Raw genomic sequence first — 16,560 nt, 5'->3', positions numbered from 1 at the left:
TGTCTTTTATTTAAATTATACTGTTGAGAATTTCTTGTAAAAATAAACAATTACATGCATTGTGTATAAAAATCGCATAAGTTTTCGTCTCATTTCGATAGATGTGTCTACTTTCTTTGCGAGTTTATCGGTCGTCTCGGAATAATCGTCCATTCCTTATTGGAATTGCCGTTTTTATCGCTTATAGTGTACTAAAAGGAGGAATAGACGTTGAAAGGCAAAGCCTGGTTGCGTAATCTTTCTATTAAATACAAAATTGCCATAGCCATGATTATGATTGCCATTGTCCCCATCAGTACCTTTGGAATTATGGCCAATATCAAAATCGCTGGCATCATCGATAATTTGGCCGAATCAAACTCGGAGAATGTCCTCGACCACACGATAAATAACATTGAATATCTAATGAACGATGTAAGCAAAACTGGCATACAACTCGCAAACTATCAGGAAATTAAACAATACAACGATATGACATTCAGCAATATGGATCGTATTCTACAAATCAAGAAAATTGAACAATACCTTTCACTGATCCTTGGCAGCAACCCCTATATCTCTTCCATATACATCTGTTTTGATAATGATACGATCGTTACCATCAGTAATCTAAGCGAATACGAGATTAGTAACTATAAGAATTTCAACGTATACAAACAAGCGCTCGAGCCTGAAAGCCGAACGCTATGGAGTGGATTTCATGAAAACGAATTTCGGGATTCAAAACACAGGTCTGTGATGACATTCTCGCTTCCTATTTATTCGCTCGATAATTCCGTCGCTTCCGGCGTCATCATATTGAATATTCCCATGTCTGTCATCAACAACATTTTCAATTCTGGTCTCATGAATAACGGAGACGACCTTTCGATCATCGACCTGAATGGTAATTTTATGTACGCTATAGATAAGCAAACCCCTGAAAACTTGGAATCCAACTACGTTGACACTATATTGGATGCCGGAAGCCTTCATGGAAACTTCATCCACAGTAACGAAGGTCGCAACGAGTTTATCAGCTACAAATATTCGAACGTAACGAAATGGATATATGTGACGAAGGTCGACATCAGCGAAATGTATAAGCAATCCCACATCGTCAAACGGATTTCAATTTGGACAATCCTCTTCTCCATTGTCCTGTCCGCGATTTTGTCCATTCTTCTGGCATCCAATCTTACGAAACCCGTGCAAAAACTGGTCAAATCACTTCGCAGGGTTGAAAAAGGAGATTTCACCAGCGAAATTGCAGTTGTATCCCACGATGAAATCGGAAGATTAACGGCGACATATAATAAAATGCTGGGAGAATTGAGGAGCCTGCTGGAACGGATCAGAGCCGAAAGTCGGCTAAAGCGACAGTCTGACTTGAACATTCTGCAAGCACAAATTACACCACATTTTATATACAACTTTCTGACTACGATTCGAAGCATTTCCCGAAGCCAGGAAGACGAGCGAATCTACAAGCTTACTTCCGGCCTAATCGGGTTGTTGCAGACAAGCATTAGCAAACAAGTGACATTCGTCACGATCGAGGAAGAGCTTCAACTCGTTCAGTCCTATGTTTATTTGCAACAAATCAGGTACAATAACCAATTCGAAGTCGTCTATGAAGTCGATGAAGCTCTAAAACCATTTCGAGTTCTCAAAATGTTGCTTCAGCCTCTAGTCGAGAACGCTTTATTCCATGGAATGGATTTAGTGAAGGGCGACGGCTTGCTTCGAATCGCTATTTGGACGGAAAATCATAACATCATCTTCTCCATTGCAGACAATGGCAAGGGCATGACTGAGGAACAAATGCGCAAGCTGTTTGCAGACGAGAGTCAAGGCGTAGAAAAGAAATATCGGGGAATTGGACTTAAAAATATCCGAGATAGAATCAACCTTTACTTTGGCGAGAGGTTCGGACTTCGAGTCGAAAGCAAGAAAGATGAAGGAACTCTCATTATGATCACCATGCCCCTAATTAAAGACGAAAGCGAGTGCGAACAATATGTATAAAGTTTTTATCGTAGATGATGATTATACAGTCAGGACAGATCTGAAGGATATGATTGATAAAAACAAGAAATACGTTTGTATAGGCGAAGCAGAGAATGGCGAAGTCGCCTTGGATCGCATACGGGAAACTAAACCGGATATCATTCTTCTTGATATTGAAATGCCGGTTATGGACGGACTGACATCGCTTCCGCATATATTAGAAGGCTCAGTTTGCTGCAAGGTAATCGTCTTGAGCTGCCATGACGATTACGATAACGTCAGGCTTGCCATGAAGCACGGTGCTGCCGAATATTTGTTAAAACAACGAATGGACGAGGACAATCTCTTCAAGACTCTGAATCAAGTGGCTTCTCTCATAGATAATGATCGAATTTCGGAGAATGAACTACTTAAGCGAAGACGCGACGATACGATAAATCTGCCCGCAGTCATGAATACCCTCGTTATCGACATGATTCGAGGTCATATAACCGATGTTGATCTCATAGGCATGAAGATCGGAGCTATTCAAAGCAAATTTCCCATGGATAAGCTGGTCGTTAGTTGCCTAATTGTTGATGAGAGCGAACGCCACTCTACTTGGAAGGACGAGCCTTTCGTATTTGCGATCGAAAACGTTCTTGGAGAGATCATAGATAACACCAAAGGAACCATTTATGGGAAGTCCGATAAAAAGACATTTTACATGATCTCGGGATTTCGTGCTTCCGACAGCTACTTATATATCAACAATTTTATTTACGGCTTAGTTGATGAAGTCTCCTCCGCGATACAACGATACTTAAAGCTGACTGTAACAGTCGGCGTAAGTCCAGTTTTTGCGACTGTTTCTCAGGTTTCAGAAGCGGCCAGACAAGCAAGTCTGGCGACAGAGTACTCCTTTTTCTCAGGCAAAGGAAGTATCATACACTATACAGAGACTGAAAAGCATACAGAGAAATGGAGCGCAGATCGAAGAAAGGTACAAATCAAATCTATCATCTTGAATGTTACTAAAGAAGATGACCAGGTCGAGAGTGCGATCAATTCTCTAGCATCCGAGTTCCGTTCGGAATTACTGGATATCCAAACCTTGAAAGATTTTCATGCAGAGTTGATGTTCGCGTTCAATCAAAAAATAGAGGAGTTATCTCTCACTCGGTACATCGAGCATTTCGATAGAGCATGGCCGAATATGGAACTAACTGCATACATTAGATGGCTCTCGAAGTTGATCACGAGAATCCGCGAAGTTTATTTGGAAGGAAAACAGTCTAAGTTTTCCCGTGACGATATTACGAGAGCGTTAGCCTACTTGGATAGCCATTACATGAATATTACCAGCCTTAACGATGTCGCCAAACATATTAACCTGAATAAATCGTATTTCTCACAAATCTTTAAAAGAGAAATAAAAGAAAATTTTACTGTCTACTTAACCAAACTACGTATCGATAAAGCCAAAGCCTTGCTTTCAGATAGTGACACGAAAGTATATGAAGTCTCCTCTCTGGTCGGGATTGAGAATTATCGCTACTTCTCTAAAGTATTCAAGGAACTGACGGGATTGACCCCTATAGAATATCGGAAACGAAGCCAATTGGGCTAAAGCGTCAAATGGCACTAATCATCCGTCCATTCCTTAACCAAAATAGAAAAAGTCTTGATATACCAACAAAGTTGGCAATCAAGACTCATTTATAGATATTACCCAAAGCACTACACGAATGTGGGTAATACTTCATGATGCCACTAATTTGTGCACATAAAGAGGAAATTTCTCTAGTAATTTGGCATAATCAATATCAAGATATACCACTTTCCTGATTTTGAATACTTTAAAATGTCATCTTAGCAGAGATTTATTACCTAGCGTTTTCGTGATAACTAAGGCTTTAATTAAATCTACATTAGTTCTGAAAATCGTTTCAAATCTTCAGTTTGGTTGTTTTCTCCAGATGTTGGTTGCAAAGAACATTTTTATATTCTGTGGCATTGAATGCTCTTTATCGCAAAATTTAAATTGCGTGTACTTTATTTTTTTACTTTCTTGACCACATGATATACAAATGTACATACCAGTTTCAGACACAATACTTTCGTAGTCCTATCAGTGCCGGATTGCTTGAGACGTTCTGCTTGTTTCCTGTTGTAAATCATCATCATTATCATGGGAATTTCAAGAAAGATTCCACCTACTATACCACAAGCGAGCTAGTCAGTTTGTATCCGTCTAAACGCTCCTAGAACTAACTTTCTCACTAAACCCTGAATCAGATCAACCTGTTCCTTCGCGATATTTTGCTTATCTGAAATTTGTAAAAATTTAGTATTGTTCTTTTTTGATTCAACTAAGTTATGAATGTAGCTTCTTAGGTCATCGTCAGATTCATTGGGATCGAAGAACGCAATTATCATCGGCAATTCGGATATTCCCTCTGAAAATTGACCCAGAAGTATCGTAGGAGGAAGTGTCGAACATCATAAGAGGTCTTTTACCAACCATATAAATGTGAAAATTGTCCTTTTCCTCATACTGTGTTTTAAGTGTCTTAAGTTGATCCTGTTTAAACATGTACGTATAATTTTGAACTAGCGAGATTCCTTTGCTATTTACTGTAAACATTCCTTTCAGATAAATTTTCTACAAATATTTTAGCAGAAGCCAAAAGTATATTCTATTCACTGCTGCCCGTTACTTCAACGAACAAAGGCAGCCGATCGCGTAGCCGGCTGCCTTCATGTCGTGGTACTATCGTCTCCCGATAGCAATTCCAAGCGCCATTCCTGAGGCAAACTTTTTGCTTCGATTATGCTTGTTGTCCGACTGGTTATCTTCGCTCATCACACTCGACCTCCAGTATGATAGTAACATTACATGAAAGAAGAGAACCCTCGATACATCCATGCTACAATGAATCTAGGATTCTCTTCTGTTTCCTTGGAAGTGGAATTACTTTACAACATTAATTCCTAACAACACCAAAATCCCCATTCCAACAGCCCATACTACTATGGCAATCGTTTGCCAAATCATCACATATCGTTTCGATGCACCCGAGGCGATACAAACCAAAGCCGCGATATGGTCTCCGATCAACAACGGACCTAGAAGCGACACTCCGGGAACACCATACTTATGGAATAGCTTCTGACCGCGTTCTAGACGTTTATTTTGCTTTTCTTGTTTACGTTCAGACGTTTTTCTTCTTTGCAGCCACTGCTTAACGCGATCACTAGCCAGGATAACAACCATAACCGAAATCCAGTTTCCGACGATTGCAGCTGCTATCGTCATCACTGCCGGGAAGCCGATCGCAATCCCTACAGGTACTGCAAAGTATCCTTCGATGAATGGGATCATTCCCACAATCATAACCCCAAAGAATTGTAATATCGGATTTGAATCTTGCAGCTGCTGCAAAAATTGTTCCAACTTGTCATCATCCTTTTCCAAGTCATACCCTTACTGCCATCGATTACAATGGGTGATGTTTAAATCTTATAAGCCTTCATAGCCTTACGAATTTCTTTCCACGAAGGACGTTTGCCGTACATCAGCACGCCCGTGCGATAGATCTTGGCCGAGATGTATACCGACACGTAGATCGAGACGAGCAGGATGCCGAAGGAGAGAAGCGTCTCCCACATCGCGACTTCCGTCAGTCCCAGACGGAGCAACATCGTAAACGGCGAGAACAACGGGATGTACGATGTGACGGTGACAAGCATGCTGTCCGGCGTGCTGATGCTGAAAATCGCAATGTAGAAGCCGGCAAGCGAGATAAAGGTCATCGGCATTACCGCTTGGCCGAGATCCTCCGTCCGGCTGACGATGGAACCTACTGCTGCGTACAGTGTCGCGAACAGGAAGAAACCTGTAAAGAAGAACAGTACGGCATAGATGATCAGAAGCGGATCCACAAGCGACAGATCGATGTCGAGATTGCCAAGCGCGCCTTTGTTATGCGGCATGGACGCGTTGCCCAGGATAACCGCGATGTAGAAGGCGACCTGGATGATGACGACGACGAACATGCCGAAGATTTTGCCGAACATCTGCTTGAGCGGCGAGACGCTCGTGATCAGAATTTCCATAACGCGGGAGCTCTTCTCCGCCGTAATTTCCGACGCGATCATATTGCCGGAGGTCATAATGGCCATAAACAGGAAGATGATCATGACGTAGACGACGCCCATATTTACGCCTTGCTCCTGAGGCGTTCGCCCGGAGCCTTCATTGCCGCCTTCGCCCGTATAGATTTGGACCGTATCAATTTTGATCGGCGCAGACAACTGTGCCATTTGTTCGTTCGACAGTCCCGCATCCTTAAGAATGTTCGCCTGGCGAATGAGGATCAACGAGCCTTGAAGCGATTCCGTCATGCTGAATTCCATCAGCTTCTCGGATTTGTAAGTCATAACCGGAAATCCATTATCCGTCAGCTCGGTGCCGAATTCCAGATAACCTTTGATTTCGCCATCTTCAATGGCTTTCTTTAGCATGGTTTCGTTGGCTGCGGCATCGCCTTGGTCCTCGAACGGCACCATAACAATGCTCGGATTCTCTTGAGCTTCGTAGAAAGACTTCAAGCTGTCGCCCGTCTTATCGATATTCTCGCCCGCCATCTGGACGTAGCCCACATTCGTTGCTTTATCGCCTTTGTCGAACTGCTCGATGATATAAGGAAGATTAATGCCGATACTGATAACTAGCGCGATAATAAGCGTTGTAATAACAAATGCTTTGCCTTTGACCTTATTGCGGATCGTAAACCCTACTACCGTCCAGAAACTATTCATGACGATCACCCACCGTTCGGATAAAGATTTCGTTTAACGTCGGTTCCTTGATTTCAAAATGGTTCACGTTTGCTTGCTCCATCGCCAGCTTCAAAATTTCCGCGCCTGCCGACTCCATCGAGATCTGAATATCGTAGCCTTGCTCTGTCCTCGTGACGCCGGTAACGCCGGCTATTCTTTCGATGCCGCCGATTGCATTATCCGTGCCCAGTATTACACGTTCTCTCGGAAACCGCTTTTTGATTTCCTTCAGACTGCCCTTCAACACCGTGTTTGAGCGATGAAGAATCGTAATATTGCGGCACAGCTCCTCGACATGCTCCATCCGGTGCGTCGAGAACAAGATGCTCGTACCGGAATCCCGAAGCTCCTTGACGGTCGATTTCAACAGCTCTACGTTAACAGGATCAAGTCCGCTGAACGCTTCGTCCATAATAACGATCTGAGGCTTATGATTTACCGCGGCGATGAACTGGATTTTCTGCTGGTTCCCCTTGGATAGCTCCTCGACCTTCTTGTTGTAGTATTCGGGAACCTCGAACTTCTCAAGCCAGTACTTGAGATTGCGATCGGCATCGCCTTTCGACATGCCGCGAAGCTGGGACAAATAAATGATCTGGTCGCTTACCTTTACCTTTGGATAGAGGCCTCGCTCCTCGGGCAAGTATCCGAGCTTGCTAAGCTGTTCATTGCTGTACGGTTTGCCGTTGTACAAAATCTTTCCTTCGTCGGGAAAGATCAGTCCCAGCACCATCCGCATCGTCGTCGTTTTGCCGGCGCCGTTTGCGCCGAGCAAGCCGTAGATTTCGCCTTCGCCCACTTCGAATGAGTTGTTGTTTACCGCCGTTTTGTCCGCGTATTGCTTCGTTACGTTCTCGACCACTAATGGCTTCATCTTCTCAATCCCCTCGCTTCGTTTGCTTTTGTGTCCAGCCCGATGCCGTGCAGCAGAGCCGCCATAATTTCATCCAGTTCCATCGCGGATTTGCTTACGACAGTAAGTCCGGCATCCGCACACCAGGCTTCGGCAACCTGCGCTTTGCCTGTCGTGACGCGAAACGTGTTCAATCCCGCGAACTCAATGCCGGTTTGACCAGGCATATCGGCCAGATCCCTGGCTTCGATCCCTTCGCCGCTGACATAATAAGTGAACCAACTGCTAAATAATTCGTCTTTCTCGTAGAAGCCCAGCACCTTGCCTTGCGCCATAAATACGATGAAATCCGCCAGCCGTTTCACTTCGTCCACGATATGGCTCGTCATTAATATGGTGCGGTCGCCTTGATCCATATGGCGGTGCAACAGATCGATCATTATCTTCCAGGCCAACGGATCAAGTCCGGAAGAAGGTTCGTCGAGCAGCAGCAGCTCCGGGTTGTGAGCCAGCGCGAGCGCCAACTCCGTCTTCCTTCTCATTCCCTTGGACATATTGCCAAGCAGCTGATGATCATTAACCTGAAGAATACGAAGCAGCTCTTGATAGCGGAACAGATCCCATCCCTTGTACCAGAAGCCGTTGATCTTTGCCTTGTCGCTGCCCTTGAGCCTCGACTCATGAGCATAGGGCTCCTCGGGGACATAACCGATACGCTGCTTGAGCGCATCATCGTCGCCGCTGCCGATTTCTTGGCCAAGTACCGTCACTTTGCCATGATCGGGCTTTGCCAGATCCAGCGCCATGCGGAACAACGTGCTTTTGCCGCTTCCGTTCGGTCCGACGATGGCGGTAATATAACCGCTTGGAATGTCCAGCGTTGTCGGCCCCAGCACGAAATCCGATTTCCGCACCGATACGTTTTTAAATGAAATCGCGGTTTCCGCCTTCCAATCGCTCATGATTGTTCTCCTCCCGGATCGTAATGTTTGCGTACCGCTTCGCGGAACAGCCCTTCGAGCTCCTCCTCCGAGCATTGCACCCGCTTGCCGGCTGCGACGGCTTGGTCCAGCGCTTCGATTACGACGGACAACCGATGTTTGTCGCGCTCCTGTTCGCCGACCTTGGCCACATAAGTGCCGGTGCCTTGCCGCGTTCGGAGCAGTCCCTCCGTCTCCAGATCGCTGTACACCCGCTTGACGGTAATGACGCTGCATTTGACTGTCTGGGCCAGTTCCCGGATGGAAGGCAACAAGGTGTCTTCTTCAAGCTGGCCGCTTACAATAAGCGCTCTAAGTTGGACTTTTATTTGATGATACAACGGTTCCGCGCTTTGTTCGTTAATTTGGATGGGCAGCCTCACTTGATTTCACCCGCCTTTTTCCTTCACTTGGATAAGTCGCGCTTTCTTAATCTTTTCTCGATGCTGCGAAGTCCTAGCGGGATGCAGACGGCCGAGACCGCAATTGCCCCGGTCGGCAGCCACCATCCTCCGTTAAGCACCGTATTGTAGCTGTTGACCAACACGCTTTCCTTCGACCATATCGTAATACTGACCAACGCTCCGATCGCTCCGAAAGTAAGCAGCATGCAATACCAGAAGTAGGTTTTCCCTTTGTAGCCAATCTCTACGTACAAGTACAAGAAACCCGCAACCATCGTGTAGAATATCCAGAAGATCGCAAATTGCAAGAACGCTTGAAACTCGAAGCTGGGATTCATGAAATGAACGCTGAAATAAAAGCCGGTAAAAAACAGGATCATGCACGGCAGCGACACCGTCAGGTAAAGCAAGAACTTGCCTAGTGCGATCTGCCCCAGCGATATCGGCAATGTCCTCCAAACTTCGAGCTTCTTCGTATACATATCCGTCTTCCAGTAAAAGTTAGCCTGCGTCCCCATCATTCCCAGACAGGGAAACAACAGCAGCGCATACAAGTCGATACCCCAGTAGGAGAATACTGCTGCTTCCCCGTTCAGCCCGTCACTGAAGAACGGCACCATGAACAATAGCATCACTCCGACGAACAGCACCGGCATGATGAACTTCCATCTTGCCCACAACAACTCGCTTCTTACCAAGAACCAAGCGCCCTTCCATTTCCCCATGATTCTCTTGCCTCCCGAACCCAACATCATTCTAACTGCTAAAAATGCCGCTCAAGCGACTGTGTTTATATACTGTATATATCTATATACACAGTATATTCATAGTAACAGTGGATGTCAAGCGACGGGACGAAAAAACTAAAATTCTTTGTACACAACAAAAAAACCTCTACTCCAGTCGTTTGCAACGACCAAAATAAAGGATTTAGCGGCATTTTTATTTGCCCCAAAGCAGCCAGGACAGCTTGATCTTTCTTGTGAGATGGACAATGGCAAACGATAGTCCAAGCATCGTGACAAGAAGCGAGATGACATATACATGGTAGTAGGCGCTGCCAAGCTCCTGTTTAAACAGCTTGCCCATGACCGTCTGGATCGCCGGATGAATGAAGTAGATCCCGAATGAGGCTGATCCCAAGGCCATCAGTAAGGGGAGAATACGGGCCTTTTGCTCCACCATTATTTTGCCGCCCCAGATAAGACTGATCCCGATTAACACAGTATAAAGGCTGTACGTAATCGCGTAAACAGACGTCGGGTAGATCGCTCCGGCTTGCGACGAGAACACGAATAACAAATACATGAACCCGACCAGTATGGCCAGCGGTCCAGTCCATGCCACATGTCTCCAGCGTTCGGCGAACTTGCCGTAGCGCATTCCAATTGCGGCTCCGATGCCGAATACAGCGAAATAATTCCAAATCAATGTCGCCTTATGTTCGAACAAATACACTTCATGATGGATGTACAGGAACACGCTTTGGATCAGGATAGCCAGCACTGCCATATGCCATGCCTTAAGCTTAAGCCATTGTACGATTCCCATCAGCAATGGGAATATCAAGTACAGCTGAATAATAATCGACATGAAATACAAGTGATAGTTCGCGTCTCCCCACAATAACATCTTGAGGAACAGCACGGGATCGAATTCGAGCGGATGGCTGTAGGCGATGCGATTAAAAAAATAATAGAACACAGACCAGACCACATAGGGAATTACGATATACTTAAGCCGTTTCTTATAGAAGGCCAGAGCCTGTCCCATACTCCAGTCGTCATGATAACGATAGAACAGCACCAGGCCGCTCAGCATGAGAAACAGCGGTACGGCGAACATGCTTAAACTATTCGCGACATAATAGAAAGGGGCCGACAGGCTGCCCCCATGGTATCTCCGTACGGGGCGTAGCTGTCGCGTGGATCAATACAACGGCAATGATTGCAATGGCGCGCACGATATGAATCTCGACAATATTGGCTTTTTTGTTTGACATAGCCCTTTAACCGAAGATCGCTTCGAATAACGGCTTTGCATCGGCCGCCGGATAAAGCACGTACAGAATCGAATAGACAGCTGTGCCTGTAATGGCCGTAATAAACCAGATAATCGAAGTAAATCGGCCCAGCTTACGATGTCTCGCAAACTTCTTTTTGTAGCCGAGTACGATCGTCGTTATGCCGAATACGGCAGCCACTGTTGCCAGCGTGATATGGAACAGCAAAAATACCAGATAATAAGGCTTAAGGCCATCGGGCCCGTTATATGGCGTACTGCCAATAATAAAGGTTCTCGAGGCATAAATAATAAAAAACAAAATGGCCGCGATCGCTGCACACACCATCATCTTTTGATGCTGCTCGAGCTTGCGCTTAACCGCAAGCCGCCAACCAAATGCCACGAGCGTCGCACTCAAGACGATAAAAAAGGTGCTGACGGTCGGCATTAAAATATTCAAGTCCACTGTCATCCACTCCATGCGTCAATAGTCAATAGGATTTGATAATGGGACCTCCGGAGAGGTCCTTAAACCGCGCCTGGATTCGGATTAGGATTCGGCAAATCATCGTCTTCCGTATGCTCGCGCTTGAACCATTGCTTAAAGATATACGCCAAAATGAGGCCGTACATCAGCTCTTGAACAAGCTTCATGACGATCCCGCCCAATTGCTGGTCATTCTCGGAACCAACCAGGTTAAAAAATTCCGGACCGCCATATTGAGTCAACAAGTAACTCGTATCGCCGGAGATACAATATCCCATCGCCTTTACCCATACTTCTGGATCGTTGTACGTTGCGTACAAGTCACCAGGCGAGAAGATAATAAGCGCGCATGCTGGCGTAAGCAATACCCCATTGGCGAATACGTAGGCCATTCGTTTGAGATCGCTTAATTTTGACCACTCCGGAACAGGACAAGCGACTTGCCACCACATCATAAACGATGTAAGGAACAGAGCTGCGTAATATAGACGATGAACCGTGAAGTTCGTCATCACATAATCATGGATCAGCGGTACATGGTACAGCGAGAATAACATATTAAACAAAACGAGAGTGGAGATCGGGTGCATCAAGAAGGAGAGCTTCTTCCAAAATGGGGCTCCAAACATTCTCCTCCATAAAAAAGCCGGCAGCGCAAGCAGGACCATCGGGGGAACAATCAAATACGAAATGGCCATATTCACCATATGATAGGTAAACGTCAAGTGACCCATTAAGCTAAGAGGACCGCCCTGCGCCAAATAAAATAATAACGCGGCTCCGATAAACAGCATCTTCTGAAGCGTCGTCGCAGTCGGCTCCTGCGGAAAATGTTTCTCTCTCCAAGGTCCTATCAAATAGAAATACAGAATGACCACCGCAATAACTCCGAATAGAAACATGGGCGACCATAGTTGCTCAAAAGTGAAGTATTCGTTTAAGCCAAACATCTTGGAAGGCTCCTTTCTCCTGTACAGCATACCCGGACGGCAAGAAATGCCAATCTTACGGAAAGAAGAGGGACCCGCTGACTGGGACCCTCCTCTCTTCAATTCTTATCGGTCCGGAGTTACGATTACCACCAAACCCAATATTCTGCCATGATCACAGCTGTAAAGACGATGACTACACCGAACAGAATGCCGATAATCGCGAATGTGTGGCCGCGATCCTTCATGTGCATCCAGAATGCCATCTGCACGAAAACTTGAAGGAAAGCCGTACCCATTAAAATAACATAGATAAAGTCTTTGTTAATTTCTCCGCTGATCACAGTCGCAAATGCGATAAAAGTCAGCAGAATCGAGAAGATAAACGCAACGACATGTTTTTTGGGACCTTCAACCTTGTGATGTTTGGTGCTTTGCTCAGCGGCTCCGTGATTGCTTGCCATACCGTTAAACCACCTTTCCCATCAGGTAGACAACCGTGAAGATGAATACCCATACAACGTCGATAAAGTGCCAGTACATCCCGGCTACATATACCTTAGGCGCCGTTACAACCGTTAGTCCCTTGCGGGACAATTGGATGATCAGAAGCGTGATCCACACAATACCGAACAATACGTGCGCGCCGTGGAAGCCGACCAGCGTGTAGAAAGAAGAGCTGAACGCGCTTGTCGTGAAGCCGTGACCTTCGTGAACATAGTGGTAGAACTCGTAAATCTCAAGCCCCAGGAACGAGGCGCCCAAGACTACCGTTACGATCAACCAGCCAATCAAGCTTTTTACATTTTTCTGGTGCATCGCTTGAATCGCGAACACGCTTGTCAAGCTGGATGTAAGCAGGATCGCTGTCGCAATAGCAACCAACATGAGATCGAACAAATGATTGGCGGTAGGTCCTTCGAGCACTTGATCCCGAAGCGACAGGTACGCCGCGAACAAAGTGCCGAAGAGAACGGTCTCGCCGCCGAGGAATAACCAGAAACCTAATACTTTATTGCGTCCCTCGAGGGTAGCCTTCTCCGGCTCATGGGGCAATTGCCCTTCTACATGCGTATGTGCACTCATGCTTTCCCCCCCAAGTCCTTCAGAATTTCGTCTTCTTCGATATGGAAGCCGTGGTCATCGATCATGGACCGAAGCACCATACACAACAATGTAGTGGCAAGGCCAATTATACCGATGAAGTGTCCCGTCTTAAGTTCTCCAATGTAACCCCAATCCGGAGCGTACATGAAACCGAAGCCTGCAACAAACAAGCCAACACCCATAAAGAAAGGCAGAATCGATGGAGACGGCATATGAATCGGACCGATCGGCTCCGCAGGCGTCATGCCTTTGTGGCCTTCCATCTTCTCTTTCCAATACGCATCATAACCGCGAACAAGCGGAGTTTGGGCGAAGTTGTACTCTGGCGGAGGCGACGGAATCGTCCACTCCAACGTACGGCCGTCTTCCCAAGGATCTGCTGGCGCATTTTTAGGTTTAGCCATTGTTACTACAACGTTCATCAGGAACAAGATTGTGCCTACGCCCATCAGTAAAGCGCCGACCGTACTAATCATGTTCATCTCGTTAAAGCCGATGCCATCCAGGTACTGCCAGATCCGACGCGGCATCCCGAGCAAGCCCAAGAAGTGCTGAATGAAGAATGTCAAGTGGAAGCCGATAAAGAATGTCCAGAATGTGATCTTGCCGAGCGTTTCGTTTAACACCCGTCCGAACATCTTAGGCCACCAGTAATGCAAGCCTGCGAAGATACCCAATACCAGACCGCCTACGATAACGTAGTGGAAATGCGCTACGACGAAGTAGGTATCATGATACTGGAAGTCGGCAGGAGCCGATGCCAGCATGACGCCCGTAACGCCGCCCATAACGAAAGTTGGTACGAATCCGACCGCATACAGGTTGGCGGATGTAAATTTGATGGAACCGCCCCACATCGTAAACAGCCAGTTAAAGATTTTGATGCCTGTCGGAACGGCAATCAACATCGTTGCAATAGAGAACAACGCGTTCGCAACGGGACCAAGACCTGTAGTAAACATATGATGCGCCCATACCATGAAGCCCAGGAAACCGATCAAAATCGTCGCGAATACCATGGAGCTGTAGCCGAACAGACGCTTGCGCGAAAACGTACTGATAACCTCGGAGATAATACCGAAGGCCGGCAGAATGAGGATGTATACCTCAGGATGCCCGAAAATCCAGAAAATATGCTCCCACAAAACTGCGTTGCCGCCTGCTGTAGGATCGAAGAAATTCGCGCTGAACAACCGATCGAACATCAAGGCCGCAAGACCGACAGTAAGAGCAGGGAATGCGAACAGGATCAATGCGGACGTAATAAATGCCGTCCAAGTGAACAATGGCATCCGCATAAATGTCATGCCAGGTGCACGCATGTTGATAATCGTTACAAGAAAGTTGATACCGCCGATCAAAGTACCAATACCGGCAATCTGCAGGCCTAATACGTAATAATCCATACCATGATCATTACTATAGGTGGTTCCTGCCAGCGGCGCATACGCCGTCCAACCCGCGTCTGGCACATCGCCGACGATCCAGCTGACATTGAGCAGCAAGCCGCCGAAGAAAAATGTCCAAAAGCCTAATGAATTCACGAACGGAAATGCGACGTCCCGCGCGCCGATCTGAAGCGGCACGACCGCGTTCATAAAGGCGAACAGGAGCGGCATCGCCGCAAGGAAGATCATGGTTGTGCCGTGCATCGTAATCAATTCGTTGTATGTATCCGCTCCAACGAAATCATTTTGCGGAGCCCATAGCTGAATCCGGATCAGGATCGCTTCAAGTCCGCCGACGAGAAAAAAGAATCCCCCTGCTATCAAATACAAAATACCGATTTTCTTATGGTCAACCGTTGTAAGCCAGTCCATAAGACCGCTGTAACGTTTGACTGCATGTGCATGAGCCAAGGTAGGCGCCTCCTTCATCGCTGATGATATTATTCGTAATCTAACGTTAACTCAGACAAGTATTGTGCAATCCCTTCCAGCTCATCCTCGGTCAACTCGTATCGGTTCGACATCAGATTGCCGGGCTTAACCGCCTCTGGATCCTTGATCCAATTATAGAGATTGTTATATACAGTATCTTCGTGTTTGTATTGCTTATCATCAGCTTCTACGTTGACAAGAATACCACCGACGCTATTGCGGCTTGCAATGCCAGACAGGTTCGGATAAGCTTGTACGCCCAAGTCGCCAATTGCATGGCATACCAGGCATTTGCTTTGGAACACTTCTGCTATCGCCGGGTCGGATGGAAGAGCAACGGGCTCTTTGATCGCTGCTGCCCAGCGGTCGAACGCCGCGCCATCGACGGATTTTACTTTAAAATCCATCAGACCATGGGATGGTCCGCACAATTCGGCGCATTTACCCAAGTAAACGCCTTCTTTCGGCGCGGAGAAATACATATGGTTCTCATTGCCGCTTGGATTCGTATCGATCTTGCCTGCCAGCGACGGAACCCAGAAGGAGTGAATCACGTCAGCCGTCTTCGCTTCGATTGCGATCGTCTTGCCGGTTGGAATGACCAGCTCCTGCGCAGTCTTGATGCCTAACTCCGGATACTCGAACTCCCACCAGTACTGATGAGAAGTCACGATGACTTTAACTGCATCAGGGTCATTGCTGTAATCCTTGGACAAGTTAAACACCGATTGCAAAGTAGGAACGGCCAGGATCACGAGCAAGATGATCGGAATGACGGTCCAGATAACCTCAAGTTTGTGGCTACCCTCTACCTGCTTAGGAATGGTCTTGTCTCCCGAACGTCTGCGGAACCGGATAATGACATACAAAGCAAGGGCGAATACGACAACAACAACGATGCCCATAATGATAATCGCCGTCTTCATCAATCCGAATTGCTCTTCCGCTACCGGCCCTTGAGGATTCAGCGTAGACAAGTCTTCTCGTCCGCATGCCGCAAGCACCAATGCCATCATGGCCATCAGCGGTGCCAGCCGTCTTACAAATTGCCACCGATTCATCATTAATCAACCCCACTTTTGACGTTTTCGCAGCGGCCATTT

At 46.5% G+C, this 16,560-nt stretch carries 16 protein-coding genes; 2 read left to right on the top strand and 14 right to left on the bottom strand.

Going from position 1 to position 16,560, the window contains the following annotated elements:
* Positions 1 to 210 precede the first annotated feature (210 nt).
* Both H7F31_RS11045 and H7F31_RS11040 read left to right on the top strand, forming a co-directional pair.
* On the top strand, positions 211 to 2,007 hold the full coding sequence (locus H7F31_RS11045) for a cache domain-containing sensor histidine kinase (protein WP_187104217.1): 1,797 nt from the start codon (positions 211 to 213) through the stop codon (positions 2,005 to 2,007).
* Entirely contained in the window at positions 2,000 to 3,598 is a 1,599-nt protein-coding gene (locus H7F31_RS11040) for a response regulator transcription factor (protein WP_187104216.1), read from the top strand. The genes H7F31_RS11045 and H7F31_RS11040 overlap by 8 nt, the downstream gene beginning before the upstream one ends.
* Before the next feature lie 1,344 nt (positions 3,599 to 4,942).
* Here H7F31_RS11040 and H7F31_RS11035 read toward each other — a convergent pair.
* The 14 genes from H7F31_RS11035 to coxB all read right to left on the bottom strand — a co-directional run bounded on the left by H7F31_RS11035 (position 4,943) and on the right by coxB (position 16,521).
* Positions 4,943 to 5,425, bottom strand: a complete 483-nt coding sequence (locus H7F31_RS11035) for a small multi-drug export protein (RefSeq protein ID WP_187104215.1) — start codon at positions 5,423 to 5,425, stop codon at positions 4,943 to 4,945.
* Positions 5,426 to 5,484: 59 nt separating this feature from the next.
* Positions 5,485 to 6,792, bottom strand: a complete 1,308-nt coding sequence (locus tag H7F31_RS11030; RefSeq protein ID WP_187104214.1) for an ABC transporter permease — start codon at positions 6,790 to 6,792, stop codon at positions 5,485 to 5,487.
* Positions 6,785 to 7,687, bottom strand: coding sequence for an ABC transporter ATP-binding protein (locus tag H7F31_RS11025; RefSeq protein WP_108996007.1), 903 nt, complete (start codon positions 7,685 to 7,687; stop codon positions 6,785 to 6,787). Before H7F31_RS11025 ends, H7F31_RS11030 begins: the two co-directional genes overlap by 8 nt.
* Complete coding sequence (locus H7F31_RS11020; RefSeq protein WP_187104213.1) at positions 7,684 to 8,628, bottom strand: ABC transporter ATP-binding protein; 945 nt, start codon at positions 8,626 to 8,628, stop codon at positions 7,684 to 7,686. The genes H7F31_RS11025 and H7F31_RS11020 overlap by 4 nt, the downstream gene beginning before the upstream one ends.
* Positions 8,625 to 9,029: a GntR family transcriptional regulator gene (locus tag H7F31_RS11015; RefSeq protein WP_108996009.1), complete on the bottom strand. Its 405-nt coding sequence runs from the start codon at positions 9,027 to 9,029 to the stop codon at positions 8,625 to 8,627. Before H7F31_RS11015 ends, H7F31_RS11020 begins: the two co-directional genes overlap by 4 nt.
* A 23-nt stretch (positions 9,030 to 9,052) precedes the next feature.
* Positions 9,053 to 9,775, bottom strand: a complete 723-nt coding sequence (locus tag H7F31_RS11010) for a hypothetical protein (RefSeq protein WP_187104212.1) — start codon at positions 9,773 to 9,775, stop codon at positions 9,053 to 9,055.
* 217 nt (positions 9,776 to 9,992) lie between these two features.
* Positions 9,993 to 10,895, bottom strand: a complete 903-nt coding sequence (locus H7F31_RS11005; protein WP_187104211.1) for an acyltransferase — start codon at positions 10,893 to 10,895, stop codon at positions 9,993 to 9,995.
* A 7-nt stretch (positions 10,896 to 10,902) separates the two neighbouring features.
* Positions 10,903 to 11,052, bottom strand: a complete 150-nt coding sequence (locus H7F31_RS11000; RefSeq protein ID WP_187104210.1) for a hypothetical protein — start codon at positions 11,050 to 11,052, stop codon at positions 10,903 to 10,905.
* Between the two features lie 6 nt (positions 11,053 to 11,058).
* A complete protein-coding gene (locus H7F31_RS10995) occupies positions 11,059 to 11,520 on the bottom strand; it encodes a DUF420 domain-containing protein (protein ID WP_187104209.1) in 462 nt (153 codons plus the stop codon).
* A 62-nt stretch (positions 11,521 to 11,582) separates the two neighbouring features.
* Entirely contained in the window at positions 11,583 to 12,491 is a 909-nt protein-coding gene (ctaG, locus tag H7F31_RS10990; RefSeq protein ID WP_187104208.1) for a cytochrome c oxidase assembly factor CtaG, read from the bottom strand.
* 125 nt (positions 12,492 to 12,616) lie between these two features.
* Positions 12,617 to 12,934 carry a cytochrome C oxidase subunit IV family protein gene (locus tag H7F31_RS10985; protein WP_187104207.1) on the bottom strand — a complete coding sequence of 106 codons (318 nt, stop codon included), beginning with the start codon at positions 12,932 to 12,934 and terminating at the stop codon, positions 12,617 to 12,619.
* A gap of 4 nt (positions 12,935 to 12,938) precedes the next feature.
* Positions 12,939 to 13,556, bottom strand: coding sequence for a cytochrome (ubi)quinol oxidase subunit III (locus H7F31_RS10980; protein WP_187104206.1), 618 nt, complete (start codon positions 13,554 to 13,556; stop codon positions 12,939 to 12,941).
* A complete protein-coding gene (ctaD, locus tag H7F31_RS10975) occupies positions 13,553 to 15,454 on the bottom strand; it encodes a cytochrome c oxidase subunit I (protein ID WP_261800376.1) in 1,902 nt (633 codons plus the stop codon). The genes H7F31_RS10980 and ctaD overlap by 4 nt, the downstream gene beginning before the upstream one ends.
* A gap of 11 nt (positions 15,455 to 15,465) precedes the next feature.
* Positions 15,466 to 16,521, bottom strand: a complete 1,056-nt coding sequence (coxB, locus tag H7F31_RS10970; RefSeq protein WP_087566177.1) for a cytochrome c oxidase subunit II — start codon at positions 16,519 to 16,521, stop codon at positions 15,466 to 15,468.
* Positions 16,522 to 16,560 lie beyond the last annotated feature (39 nt).

Source organism: Paenibacillus sp. PAMC21692, from assembly GCF_014303795.1.
Taxonomy (GTDB): Bacteria; Bacillota; Bacilli; order Paenibacillales; family Paenibacillaceae; genus Pristimantibacillus; species Pristimantibacillus agaridevorans.
Note: the sequence above shows the minus strand (reverse complement) of the source record. Positions and strands in the feature narration are given on the sequence as shown.

Excerpts from the sequence above, each read along its gene's own strand:
- H7F31_RS10985 (WP_187104207.1), bottom strand. The coding sequence starts at position 12,934 with ATGGCAAGCAATCACGGAGCCGCTGAGCAAAGCACCAAACATCACAAG.
- H7F31_RS11030 (WP_187104214.1), bottom strand. The coding sequence starts at position 6,792 with ATGAATAGTTTCTGGACGGTAGTAGGGTTTACGATCCGCAATAAGGTC.
- ctaG (WP_187104208.1), bottom strand. The coding sequence starts at position 12,491 with ATGTTTGGCTTAAACGAATACTTCACTTTTGAGCAACTATGGTCGCCC.
- H7F31_RS11020 (WP_187104213.1), bottom strand. The coding sequence starts at position 8,628 with ATGAGCGATTGGAAGGCGGAAACCGCGATTTCATTTAAAAACGTATCG.
- H7F31_RS11005 (WP_187104211.1), bottom strand. The coding sequence starts at position 10,895 with ATGTTCGCCGTACCGCTGTTTCTCATGCTGAGCGGCCTGGTGCTGTTC.
- H7F31_RS10980 (WP_187104206.1), bottom strand. The coding sequence starts at position 13,556 with ATGAGTGCACATACGCATGTAGAAGGGCAATTGCCCCATGAGCCGGAG.
- H7F31_RS11040 (WP_187104216.1), top strand. The coding sequence starts at position 2,000 with ATGTATAAAGTTTTTATCGTAGATGATGATTATACAGTCAGGACAGAT.
- coxB (WP_087566177.1), bottom strand. The coding sequence starts at position 16,521 with ATGATGAATCGGTGGCAATTTGTAAGACGGCTGGCACCGCTGATGGCC.
- H7F31_RS11000 (WP_187104210.1), bottom strand. The coding sequence starts at position 11,052 with ATGTCAAACAAAAAAGCCAATATTGTCGAGATTCATATCGTGCGCGCC.
- ctaD (WP_261800376.1), bottom strand. The coding sequence starts at position 15,454 with ATGAAGGAGGCGCCTACCTTGGCTCATGCACATGCAGTCAAACGTTAC.
- H7F31_RS11010 (WP_187104212.1), bottom strand. The coding sequence starts at position 9,775 with ATGGGGAAATGGAAGGGCGCTTGGTTCTTGGTAAGAAGCGAGTTGTTG.
- H7F31_RS11025 (WP_108996007.1), bottom strand. The coding sequence starts at position 7,687 with ATGAAGCCATTAGTGGTCGAGAACGTAACGAAGCAATACGCGGACAAA.